The 12,505-nt window shown below is 36.1% G+C and carries 8 protein-coding genes, 1 pseudogene and 1 riboswitch; all 9 genes and pseudogenes read left to right on the top strand.

Translation table 11 applies throughout. The features are described from left to right. Nucleotides 1–34 precede the first annotated feature (34 nt). A complete protein-coding gene (locus IGI50_RS09830; RefSeq protein WP_438776843.1) occupies nucleotides 35–1,102 on the top strand; it encodes an AAA family ATPase in 1,068 nt (355 codons plus the stop codon). Continuing rightward, nucleotides 1,092–3,332: a S8 family peptidase gene (locus IGI50_RS09825; protein WP_438776842.1), complete on the top strand. Its 2,241-nt coding sequence runs from the start codon at nucleotides 1,092–1,094 to the stop codon at nucleotides 3,330–3,332. Before IGI50_RS09830 ends, IGI50_RS09825 begins: the two co-directional genes overlap by 11 nt. Nucleotides 3,333–3,543: 211 nt before the next feature. Then, entirely contained in the window at nucleotides 3,544–3,933 is a 390-nt protein-coding gene (locus IGI50_RS09820; RefSeq protein ID WP_438776841.1) for a conjugal transfer protein, read from the top strand. After that, a complete protein-coding gene (locus IGI50_RS09815; RefSeq protein WP_438776840.1) occupies nucleotides 3,920–6,367 on the top strand; it encodes an ATP-binding protein in 2,448 nt (815 codons plus the stop codon). The genes IGI50_RS09820 and IGI50_RS09815 overlap by 14 nt, the downstream gene beginning before the upstream one ends. 4 nt (nucleotides 6,368–6,371) lie before the next feature. Further along, nucleotides 6,372–8,193: pseudogene (locus IGI50_RS09810) on the top strand (CD3337/EF1877 family mobilome membrane protein); the annotation flags it as partial. Between the two features lie 292 nt (nucleotides 8,194–8,485). Beyond that, nucleotides 8,486–9,493: a bifunctional lytic transglycosylase/C40 family peptidase gene (locus IGI50_RS09805; RefSeq protein WP_161900047.1), complete on the top strand. Its 1,008-nt coding sequence runs from the start codon at nucleotides 8,486–8,488 to the stop codon at nucleotides 9,491–9,493. 15 nt (nucleotides 9,494–9,508) lie between these two features. Next, complete coding sequence (locus IGI50_RS09800) at nucleotides 9,509–10,420, top strand: conjugal transfer protein (RefSeq protein WP_438776839.1); 912 nt, start codon at nucleotides 9,509–9,511, stop codon at nucleotides 10,418–10,420. A gap of 611 nt (nucleotides 10,421–11,031) precedes the next feature. Beyond that, nucleotides 11,032–11,201: riboswitch (M-box (ykoK) riboswitch) on the top strand. Between the two features lie 137 nt (nucleotides 11,202–11,338). After that, the gene (locus IGI50_RS09795; RefSeq protein WP_237580453.1) at nucleotides 11,339–12,022 is read left to right on the top strand and encodes an MgtC/SapB family protein; all 684 of its coding nucleotides are present in this window, start codon (nucleotides 11,339–11,341) and stop codon (nucleotides 12,020–12,022) included. A 4-nt stretch (nucleotides 12,023–12,026) separates the two neighbouring features. Further along, nucleotides 12,027–12,491 (top strand): GNAT family N-acetyltransferase, encoded by a 465-nt coding sequence (locus IGI50_RS09790; protein ID WP_438776838.1) that lies wholly within the window; start codon nucleotides 12,027–12,029, stop codon nucleotides 12,489–12,491. Nucleotides 12,492–12,505: the final 14 nt, after the last annotated feature.

The following is a 12,505-nucleotide window of genomic DNA, read 5'->3' as shown; positions in this document are numbered from 1 at the left end:
TGTTATGCTCTTGTTAAGATAGGAGGGTCAAATCGTGAGAAAACAAAATATTTTAAATCTAATTAAGTACCATGTTGAAAAAAACGAAAATGCCTTTAGAAACGAAGCGATCGAGATTGCTAAACGGTTTGATAGTATGGGGGACCATCAATTGGCAGAGTATATAATGGGATTGATAGCCGAGGCAAATCTGTATACTCCGCAAGCGAGTGACTTTGAAAGTGACCTTCTTAAAACGATTGATACAAATAATCTGTCACCATTAAATTTACCTGTTGAGATTACTGAAGACATAAAGGGAATCATTAATGCTGTACATCACAATATTGGTATTAATAAATTTCTTTTTGAAGGAGTGCCTGGGAGTGGCAAAACAGAGGCCGCTAAGCAAGTTGCTAGACTTTTAGGTAGAGCACTATACTATGTTGATTTCGATAACCTAATTGATAGTAGACTTGGTCAGACTAATAAAAATATATCTAATGTATTCCAAGAAATTAATAAATTACCTTATCCAGATAGAACCGTTATTCTGTTTGACGAAATCGATGTTATAGCTTTGGATAGGATAAATCAAAATGATGTACGTGAAATGGGGCGTGTAACTTCCACTATATTAAGAGAGTTAGATCGATTGACTGATTTGAACAACGAAATCGTATTAATTGCAACTACAAATTTATTTTCCAATTTTGACAAAGCCCTCTCTAGACGTTTTGATGCGGTTATAAGTTTCAATAGATATTCAAAACAAGATCTTATTGAAGTAGGCGAGTACTTTTTTGCTTCCTATTCTAAGAACTTTAAAAATATCTCTAAGGATGTACGACTATTCAGAAAAATCCTTAATGTTTCCCCAGACCTACCATATCCTGGGGATTTGAAAAATATTATAAAAACTTCATTGGCATTTAGCGATACTGAAAATGGATATGATTATCTAAGAAGACTGTATAATAATCTTATTGGGAATCTTGAAAGTACACGTATCAAAGAATTGCATAAGCAAGGTTTTACTGTCCGAGAAATTGAAAAGTTGACGGGAGATTCAAAAAGTAGTGTCTCTAGAAAATTGATGGAGGATAAGTTAGATGGCGAATAACGTATTAGAACTTCGAGGTAAAAGGTTTGTTCAAGCAGCTAGATCAGGCCGACCAGGTGGGGCAAATATGAATAGTCAACGTGATGTAGCTGTTAGTAGCTTGGATTTGCTAAAAAATAAAATAGATCAAATTAAGAAATTTTGGTTAAAAGAATCCAGACCATTTTCGGGGGTATTAATAAGTGTCCACTATTGTAAAATAGTTGCTAAAAGCAATCGGATTGCGGGTTTATTAAAGGGAGTAAACTCAAATGCTGCAATTGTAGGTGCAAAATTTAATGACGATAAAACAAAACATATAATTACTTATTATTTATCAATTTCTGATCTTGAAAAAACAATAAGGTTACTTGAAAGTGCAAAAGAAATATTAATTGAGCATTATAATGGTTCAATAGACAAGGAGAGTTTTGATGATGCGGCAATAATTAGACGTATCAAATTTGAGAACTCAGTTATCAGTAAGTCACTTTTCAAGCAAGTTATCGCAGATGTATCCTATATTGAAAATTTTGAAGTTGATTTAGCTGATAGGAAGAACAGCGAAAGTATTGTTACTTTATTTGATACAAATATGGATGTTCGTAAACTGCTTAAAGGATTAGGAATTGATATAATCAACTCACGTGTATTGGGAGACCAAACAGTATTTCTGAATGAGAATGAACTAAATATCTTATATGAAAAAGCCCCTTATTTAGTATCTATGGCAACTGAAGATTTATCTGAAATGTCACCTAGTGATTTTGTTGATGATTTTTCAGATGTATTAATGAGTATTCCAGATCCAGATGGGGAACCAACTATTGGCGTAATTGATACACTTTTTGATAATCGGGTGTATTTTAGTACCTGGGTAGAATATCATCAAATGATTGACATGGAAATACCAATTGAAGCGAAAGATTTTCGACATGGTACTGGTGTTTCCTCAATTATCGTAGATGGACCAAAGTTAAATCCTTGGTTAGATGATGGGTGTGGTCGATTTAGAGTACGACATTTTGGAATAGCAACAGGTGGAAATTTTTCTTCCTTTACCATCATAAAAAAAATCAGAGAAATTGTGTCATCTAACTTGGATATCAAGGTTTGGAATATTTCACTAGGTAGTAATCAAGAAATTAATGATAATTTCATTTCTGCAGAGGCTGCAGTTTTGGATCAAATTCAATTCCAGTATGATGTTATTTTTGTAATAGCAGGAACCAATAAAACAGTTCCAGATATTGAAAAAATTGGATCACCCGCTGATTCTATAAATGGAATGATTGTAAATTCTGTAACAAAGCAAGGACTTTCTACAAATTATTCTAGAAGAGGCATTGCGTTATCATTCTTCGCGAAGCCTGACGTAAGTTACTACGGTGGTAGTGAAGAGCAATATATTACTGTCTGTGAGCCTTTAGGGGAGGCGAAGGTGTCAGGTACATCATATGCTGCACCTTGGATTGCAAGGAAGTTATCGTATCTTATTGATATATTAGGATTAAACAGAGAACTTGCAAAGGCTATGATTATTGATTCAGCAAAAGGCTGGAACGACAAACCTACGCCGGAACAAATCTCTCTATACGGACACGGAACGGTTCCAATAAGAATCGAAGATATAGTTCAAACTGCAGATGATGAAATCAAATTTCTTGTGACTGATGTAAGTGAAAAATGGAATTCGTATAATTATAGTTTTCCAGTACCTTTGACTGAAAATAAATACCCTTATGTAGCAAGAGCAACAATGTGCTACTTCCCAACTTGTAATCGGGGGCAAGGGGTTGATTATACGAATACCGAATTAAATATTCATTTTGGAAGAATCAAAGATGATGGGAAAATTAAAGATATCAAAGGTGACCGACAAAATGAGGATGAAGTGAATCTCGAAGACAGGTTTCTACTTCTTGAAGTTGATGCTCGTTCAAATTTCCGAAAGTGGGATAATGTAAAATATATCGCTGAAGTACCTAAACCAAATAAACAAATGAAAAAATCTTATCAAAACAATAAGAATTGGGGAATGGAAGTAAAAACAACAAACAGGTTAGACCCAAAAGATGGAGAGGGGCTCAGATTTGGAGTTGTAGTTACTTTGAAAGAAATTAATGGAGTTAATCGTATTGATGAATTTATCCGTAACTGTAATTTGAATGGTTGGATAGTAAATCAATTGGATATTCAAGTGAAACAAGACATTTTCCAAACATTAAATGAAGAAGTTAAATTCGAGTAGAAAATAACAGTATTCTATACAGTAATAAATTTGTTTAGAATTAGAGTTATACGCTCTGAAAAAATAGTAGTTTATGCATAGAAAAAGATGGATGATAACATGGATTGTTCCAAATTATCATCCTTTTTTCTATCTATACATTGAGTATGAACAGTTTTCTTAATTATTTTTGAACATTTTATTGTTGATGGATTTTAGAAAGGGGTTTATTATGAAAAAAATAAAAAGTTATACCAGTATCTGGGCAGTTGAAAAAGTCATTTACGCGATAAATGACTTTCAGCTGCCTTTTCCTATAACCTTTAATCAGATGGCTTGGTTTGTCTTATCCTTGCTGTTTGTCATTGTATTTGCCCATGTGCCTCCGCTATCTATGATAGAGGGGGCATTTTTAAAATACTTAGGGATACCAGTGGCAGTCACTTGGTTTATGTCACAAAAGACCTTTGATGGAAAGAAACCATTAGGATTTTTACGATCCTTTATTAGTTATCGCTTGCGGTTTAAGGTTACATTTGCGGGAAAAAAAGTTAAAGAACAGAAAAAACGATGGGATGAACCAATCACCCTAGTGAGGAGTGTGAATTATGTATCCGATTAAATATATCGAAAATAATCTTGTTTTTAATCAAGAGGGGGAATGCTTTGCTTACTATGAACTAGTTCCGTACAATTATTCTTTTTTATCTCCTGAACAGAAATATCAAGTTCATGATAACTTTCGTCAACTGATTGCGCAAAATCGTGAGGGGAAGATCCATGCTTTACAGATTGCAACAGAAAGTAGTATTCGTGCCACGCAGGAACGATCGAAAAAGGAAATTACTGGTCGCTTGAAAGAAGTCGCAGAACAGAGAATCGACTTACAGACGGATGCTTTAGTATCTATGATTGGCGATAGTCAAATTGACTATCGTTTTTTTATTGGCTTCAAACTAATTGTGACAGATGAAGAAGTAAACCTGAAAAATATCAAGAACTCTTTCTTTTCCGGACTTCAAGAGTTTGTTTATGGGGTCAATCATCATTTGATGGGTGATTTTGTTTCTTTATCCAATGAAGAAATTCGACGGTATACTAAGCTTGAAAAATTGATGGAAAGTAAATTGGCTCGTAGATTCAAAGTAAGACGAGTAACACCTAGTGATCTGACTTATTTGATTGAACATATTTATGGAGAAAAGGGAACACCGTTTGAAGAATATGAATTTCAACTACCTAAGAAAAAGTTAAAATCTGAAACATTGATAAAGCGATATGACCTACTTCGTCCAAGTCGATGTTTGATTGAAGAGAAGCCACGGTATTTACGAATGGAGCACGAGAATCATGAATCTTATGTGGCCTATCTAACGATTAATACGATTGTCGGTGAGATGGAGTTTCCTTCCTCGGAACTTTTCTATTATCAGCAACAACAATTCACTTTCCCAATCGACACGAGTATGAATGTAGAAATCGTGACGAATAAAAAGGCACTGGCGACAGTTCGCAATAAGAAAAAAGAACTGAAAGACTTAGACAATCATGCGTACCAGTCCGACAATGAAACCAATTCCAATGTTCTAGATGCCTTGGATTCAGTAGATGAACTAGAAAATACCTTGGATCAATCAAAAGAATCCATGTATAAATTAAGCTATGTTGTTCGAGTGAGTGCAGAATCATTGGACGAATTAAAGCGCCGGTGTGATGAAGTTTTAGATTTTTACGATGATACCAACGTAAAATTGGTTCGCCCCTTTGGCGATATGATAGGACTACATGAAGAGTTTTTGCCAGCTAGTAAGCGATACATGAACGACTATATCCAATATGTCACTTCTGATTTTCTTGCCGGACTTGGTTTCGGGGCAACTCAAATGTTAGGAGAATTGGAGGGAATTTACTTTGGTTACAATGCGGATACCGGACGCAATGTGTATCTTAAACCGGCATTGGCTTCACAAGGAGTCAAAGGTTCTATCACTAATGCACTGGCTGCCGCTTTTCTTGGTTCATTAGGTGGTGGGAAATCTTTTAGTAACAATCTCTTAGTCTATTATGCTGTCTTATTTGGCGGTCAAGCAGTAATTGTTGATCCAAAAGGAGAGCGCGGTAGCTGGAAAGAAACCTTGCCAGAAATTGCAAGTGAAATTAATATCCTCAATCTAACTAGTAAACCAGAAAATCAAGGGTTACTTGATCCCTATGTGATCATGAAGAAAAAGAAGGATTCTGAAAGTCTAGCAAGTGATATCTTGACTTTCTTAACTGGTATTTCCAGCCGGGATGGAGAGAAATTTCCCGTTTTACGAAAAGCTATTCGAACCGTTACCCAAAGCAATCAATGTGGGTTGTTACAAGTCATTACCGAGCTTCGAAACGATGGGACACCAGTTGCGGAAAATATTGCCGATCATATTGAATCGTTTACTGATTATGATTTTGCGCATTTACTTTTTTCAGATGGTTCAATTACACAATCGATTAGCTTAGATAAACAATTGAATATCATTCAGGTGGCAGATTTGGTTTTACCAGATGCGGAGACTACATTTGAAGAATACACCACGATGGAATTGCTTAGTGTTTCCATGTTGATCGTCATTTCGACCTTTGCCTTAGATTTTATCCATAGCAATCGTGAAATCTTTAAAATTGTAGATTTGGATGAAGCCTGGAGCTTCCTTCAAGTTGCCCAAGGAAAAACTCTTTCGAATAAACTAGTTCGTGCTGGCCGGGCCATGAATGCCGGCGTTTATTTTGTCACTCAAAATAGTGATGATCTATTAGATGAACGTTTGAAAAATAATATTGGACTGAAGTTTGCCTTTCGCAGCACGGATATTCATGAAATAAAGAAGACGTTAGAATTCTTCGGTTTGGATCAGGAAGATGAAAGCAATCAAAAGCGTCTGCGGGATTTGGAAAATGGCCAATGCTTGATGCAAGATTTGTATGGCCGCGTTGGTGTGGTACAAGTACATCCAGTCTTTGAAGAACTCTTCTATGCTTTTGATACTCGTCCGCCTATTCAAGGAAGAACGGAGTGAGGAGATGAAAAAGAACTTTTTCCAAATTGTGGGAATAATTGCAATTAGTCTCTGCACCATTTTACTTCTTTCGAGTCTGATTGGTACAGTAGTGGAAGCAACTGGATTAGTTGATGATACCGTTAAAGATGGTAATCTTTATTCTCAGTATTCACTTGATAACTATCAATTGGATTTCTTTGTAGATAGTTCATGGGACTGGTTACCTTGGAACTGGGGCGATGGGTTAGGGAAAAGTGTAATGTACGGTCTCTATGCCATTACAAATTTTATTTGGACCGTTAGTTTGTATTTATCAAATGCGACTGGGTATGTGGTACAAGAAGCTTACAAGTTGGATTTTATTTCGGATACGGCAGAAAGTATTGGAAAAAATATTCAAACACTGGCTGGAATAAATGAAAATGGTATGCAGACTTCGGGTTTTTACTTTGGTTTTTTGCTATTGATGATTTTGTCTTTGGGAATGTATGTGGCTTATACTGGATTACTTAAACGTGAAGCCACTAAAGCAGTACGAGCAGTGATTAATTTTGTGGTGATTTTTCTGCTGTCCGGTTCCTTTATTGCATATGCACCAACTTATATCACGAAAATCAATGAATTCAGTTCGGATGTTAGTGAAGCAGCTCTTACGTTAGGAACTAAGATTGTCGTCCCTAATTCTGAAAGTCAAGGAAAGGATAGCGTTGATTTGATTCGAGATAGTTTGTTTTCGATTCAAGTTCAACAACCCTGGCTCTTGTTGCAATTTGATGATTCCAATATTGAAGAAATTGGTGAAGACCGGGTCAATAAGATTTTATCTGTGAGTCCGGATGAAAATAAGGGAAAGGATCGAGAAGAAGCGGTAAAAGCTGAAATTGAAGACAACGACAATGCGAATCTAAGTATTACAAAGACCATGAACCGATTAGGGACCGTGGCCTTTTTGGTGTTGTTTAATATTGGTATCTCATTCTTTGTCTTCTTATTGACGGGGATTATGTTGTTCTCCCAAATTCTCTTTATCATTTTCGCTATGTTTCTGCCAATCAGCTTCTTATTATCGATGCTACCAACTTATGAGAGCTTGGGAAAAAAGGCGATTATTCGTTTGTTCAATACGATTATGATGCGAGCAGGGGTCACCTTAGTAATTACGACTGCTTTTAGTATCTCCACGATGTTTTTCAATATCTCAGCTACTTACCCGTTCTTTATGGTTGCGTTTCTTCAAATCGTGACCTTTGCCGGTATCTATTTCAAATTAGGCGACATTATGAGTATGTTCAATCTTCAAAGTAATGATAGTCAGTCAATGGGGAGACTTGTCATGCGGAGACCTCAAATGTTGATGAATCGAAAATTACGACAACTCAATCGAAATGTTGGACGAACTCTAGCTTTTGGTGAGGGTGCTGCAATTGGCGGGAAATTAGCAGCCAATCCTTCAAGAGTGAAAAATGGTTCAAAAACCATTAAATTATCTAGTCGAAAGAACCAGTCCATGCAAGATAGCCAAAAATTAGTCCCTGATATGACGGAACAAAATCCGGTAGTTAGTAATAAGAAACCTTCACGAATGAACTTAGTGGGTAGAAAAGTTGGTGTGGCACTTGATTCAAAAGCCAGAATAAAAGATAAAGCCAAACAAGCAAAAGAACAGTTGTCTGATACACCAATGAACTTGAAATATCTTCTTCATACAGGAATAGAAAAAACAAAAAAAGCACCAGAAGAATTTAAGCGAGGTCTTGTTCGGGAGAAAAAAGAACGAGAGAAACAACGAGACAATCACCGACAACAACGGCAAAAAATAATGGATGAAAAGCGTCAAGTGTTGGGTGCTCAGCGAGATTCTACCTTTAATCGACGAACCAATGTGTCAGCGAAAGAACTTGTCACTACAAAGCAACGTCCTTCAAAGGATCGCCGTCAACTAGAAAAAGATTCGCAGAAAAGCAGGAAACCACAAGTTGAACGTAAAATTCTCCAACAAACTATTCATTCGCCAGTAAATCGAAAATTAACGCGTAGCCAACAATTGAAAAATCAATCCACTTTAGCAAAAGAAAAAAGCCTTCATTATCAAAAGAATCGTTCTAATAGAGCTAAGTTAAGGCAAGGTGATGAAAAATGACAATAAAGAAATTGAGTACAATCACCCTAACTATTCTAATGATTTCTTTTATGGGGATTGTGATGTGTGTCGGTTTATTGTTTGGTGACGATAGTGAAGGAAGTAGTGGCAATGGTTCTTCTGCTGGGTCTAGCAGTGTTTCAGAGGCAGTTTTAAAGCATCGTTCGCTTGTAGAGAAATATGCCAAGGAATCGGACATATTAGACTATGTTCCGATTCTTTTGGCGATTATTCAAATAGAATCAGGCGGCACGATGGAAGATGTGATGCAAAGTTCTGAATCGGCAGGGCTACCTCCAAATTCATTGAGTACAGAAGCATCTATCAAACAAGGGTGTGTTTACTTTGCTTCGTTAGTCGAGCGGGCAAAGGAGCTAGGATGTGATCAAGATAGTATCATTCAGGCCTATAACTATGGTGGCGGGTATTTGGATCATGTGGCAAAAAATGGTAAAAAGCATCGTTTTGCTTTAGCTGAATCTTTTTCAAAAGAAAAGTCAGGAGGACAAAAGGTTCATTATTCCAATCCAATTGCGATTAAGGAAAATGGTGGCTGGCGCTATAACTACGGGAATATGTTTTATTGTTTGTTGGTGAAACAATACCTGACTACGACACAATTTGATGATAAAACGGTTCAGGGAATTTTCGATGAGGCGTTTAAATATGAAGGTACTGCTTATGTATTTGGTGGTTCGAGTCCTGAAACAGGTTTTGATTGTAGTGGATTAACCCAATGGTGTTATGCCAAAGTTGGTCTGAAGCTTCCGCGAGTCGCACAAGATCAGTATGATGCCATGACTCATATTGACCTGAAAGATGCTAAACCAGGAGATTTGATTTTTTTCCACTCCACTTATGATGCGGGTACTTATGTCACTCATGTGGGCATTTACGCAGGAGACAATCGAATGTTCCATGCGGGTGATCCAGTGGGATGGACCAATCTTACAGAAACCTATTGGCAACAGCATATCATTGGCGCTGGACGATATAAACAATAGAAAAGAGGAATCACGATGAAGATAAAAATTGAACGAAGTCAAAAGGAGAAGATTTCTAAACAGAAGAAAGAACGGATAGTATCAGTGGGCAAACATCGAAAAATAGTGACTGCTCTTTGGATTTTACTTTTTTGTAGTGTGTCTTTTGGTATCTACAAGAATTTTACTGCGATTGATCAGCATACGACTCATGAAAAAGTAGTAGTGAGAGAGGAAGTAGTAAATACCTCAGGAGTAGAGAATTTTACGATCGATTTTGCGAAAGAATACTTTTCATGGAAGAATAACAAAGAAGCAATTGAAAAGAGAGTGAGTACACTTAGTCAATATTTAACAGAAGAAGGATTAGGATTGAGCCAAGATATGGTTAGAGCGGACATTCCAACTAGTTCAGAGGTTGAATCTGTGAAAATTTTAAGTGTTGAAAAACAGTCAACAAAATTTGTCATTTCATTTTTAGTGAATCAAAAGATTACAGAAGAGGAAAAGTCACAACCTACTTCTTCTGCTTATCGAGTGACAATCTATAAAGACGAAAAGGGAAATTATATTGTGACTAATTTACCTACTATGATTGGAAAACCAGAGAAGGCAAAATATGAGGCAAAACAATTAGAAAGTGATTCAAAAATTGATGCCGAAACAACGGAAGAAATCACTGAATTTTTAGAGACGTTTTTCAAACTTTATCCGACAGCACCAGAAAAAGAACTTGAGTATTATGTTGAAAATAACGCAATGCCACCAATCAATACCAATTTAAAATTTTCTGAGCTGGCTGGGATTGTTTATCAACAAAAAGGAGATAGTATTCAAGTTTCAGTTGTGGCTAAGTATCTAGATGTCATTTCGAAGTCAACGGATAGCTTTCAATATTGTTTTACTTTACAAAAGTCAGGGAACTGGAAAATTATAAATGTGTATTAAATTAAAAAAAACTAATCTAAATTGACATTTTGAACTTGATAACGTATGAATATAAAAAAATCTTATTTTGGAAATATCATATTATATAGTTCACAAAAGTATCCACTGATGGCAGATTTAGGAGTGAGAAAATAATTTCCTGATATAGTAATGAGGATGATCAAGCTGAGCTAGTCTAAATTTGTTTGTTGGAAAATAGGTTAGTTTTTATCGAGGTCAGAATTTTGGTAGAATATTTACCTCGAACATTTGACATATTAACAATTCGAAACTTGGGTTAAAATTATTAGAATAGATTCTTTATATACGAATTCTATATATTATTGTGAGATGCAATGGCAAAAAGAACCCACAATCCGAAGATATGAATGGTCGAGAAACTGTACCTTAGCAAGTATTGTTCTAGTAGATAGTGAACATACCTTAACGAGGGGTTTAGCCTAGTTACTTGGAAATCCATAGTATTCTTTGGGATCAAATTTCGTTTTTAATTTGAATATCTAAACCGGATTGTTCTATTATTGACTAATTATTATTCAAATTTTTTTTACAAGTCTAAAACTATTTGTTGACAGAGCTAATTCATTTTGTTACTATTTCCATGAAAATAAAATATGATTTGTTAGGTGAGGCTCCTATGCAAACATAGGCTACTGCCCAAAAATGTCGAGAGACGCCAATGGGTAGAACAGGGATTGTCGAATACAAGGCTTTTCTTAAGGTAGCTAAGATGTTTGTCTTTACGTTGTATAGTGCCAAAACTCAACGATTAGATCGACGTCTTATTTTGTCATGTGATTTGATGATTTTAGAACGGTTTTTCGCGGAGTTTTTGTGCGGAAAACCGTTTTTTTATTTAACATATTCATTTTTATTTTTAATAACGTAGAGAGGAAGTGATGCTATGAATTTTTAATTATGTTGTTTATGAGTGTGCTGGCAGGTGGATTGATTGGAATTGAACGTCAGTGGCGAAAAAAACTAGCTGGAGTACGTACGATGGTTTTAGTTTCACTGGGGGCAACAATTTTTGTTTCTTTGTCTTCGACATTTACGACAGATACTAGCCCAACAAGAATAGCAGCACAAGTAGTTAGTGGGATAGGTTTTTTGGCAGGAGGCATCATTTTACGGGATGGTTTTAGCGTTACAGGTTTAAATACTGCTGCGACACTTTGGTGTACAGCGGCAGTAGGAGTAATGATTGGTGCGGGATCGATTAAAGAAGGTTTCTTGGCAGCAATTGTGATCACTTTTGTTAACATTGTGATACGTTTTATTTCTCATCGATTTGATCAAATTGCGGAAGTTTATCGACCTGATACTGTAAATAACGTGCAAAATTCTTTTTTGATCATTACAGGTAAAATTTCATCCGAAGTTTCGCTGAGAACAGAAACTATCGCCCAACTAGATCGGTATTATTTATCATTCTGTCATTTTGTATGTCAAGACCTTGCTGGAGATATGGTTCAATTACAGGTTGAGCTTGAGCCCGCTTCAAATATGGATCTAGCAATGAAGGAAATCATTGCTCATTTATCGAGAAACAAAGAGGTACTTGAAGTTTATCAGCTAACGAAGGAGGAAGAAACATGGTAAAACAGTGTTTACTATAGTTAGATGGGACAGTCAAACTTACAGGGAAGCGATTATCTTACGGAATGAGTTGTTGAAAGCCAGCGCAGGGCAACCCTATATGACAGCCTCACCTATTAGTGAGATAAATGACATTCACTTGGTGGTCAAACGGAATGGCGTGACAGTAGGTACTCTACTAATGCATCCCTGCTCTTCAAACTGCATTCAAATAAAGCAAGTGGCTATTCATCCAGATTATCAAGGAATAAGTCTGGGGAAAAGACTGATTGTGTATGCCGAGCAGGTAGCTAGAAATTTTAACTTTTCCATCATTTTTTTAACTGGAAGAAAACAAGCCTGGGGATTTTATGAAAAAATGGGGTATTGTGATTTAATGGATGCTTATCATGAAAATGGGTTGACATTAAAAGTATTTAAAAAAGAATTAGTATACTTTTCGAAAAAAAAGGAGATGAAAACAAATGGATGACAGTAGTTCGAGGC

This window comes from Enterococcus sp. DIV0170, from assembly GCF_051710765.1.
GTDB classification, from domain to species: domain Bacteria; phylum Bacillota; class Bacilli; order Lactobacillales; family Enterococcaceae; genus Enterococcus_A; species Enterococcus_A raffinosus.
This window is presented reverse-complemented; position numbering and strand designations above follow the sequence as displayed.

Bases quoted from the DNA above. Each gene is read 5' to 3' on its own strand.
- IGI50_RS09795 (WP_237580453.1), top strand. From the start codon at position 11,339: ATGTTGTTTATGAGTGTGCTGGCAGGTGGATTGATTGGAATTGAACGT.
- IGI50_RS09820 (WP_438776841.1), top strand. From the start codon at position 3,544: ATGAAAAAAATAAAAAGTTATACCAGTATCTGGGCAGTTGAAAAAGTC.
- IGI50_RS09800 (WP_438776839.1), top strand. From the start codon at position 9,509: ATGAAGATAAAAATTGAACGAAGTCAAAAGGAGAAGATTTCTAAACAG.
- IGI50_RS09805 (WP_161900047.1), top strand. From the start codon at position 8,486: ATGACAATAAAGAAATTGAGTACAATCACCCTAACTATTCTAATGATT.
- IGI50_RS09815 (WP_438776840.1), top strand. From the start codon at position 3,920: ATGTATCCGATTAAATATATCGAAAATAATCTTGTTTTTAATCAAGAG.
- IGI50_RS09825 (WP_438776842.1), top strand. From the start codon at position 1,092: ATGGCGAATAACGTATTAGAACTTCGAGGTAAAAGGTTTGTTCAAGCA.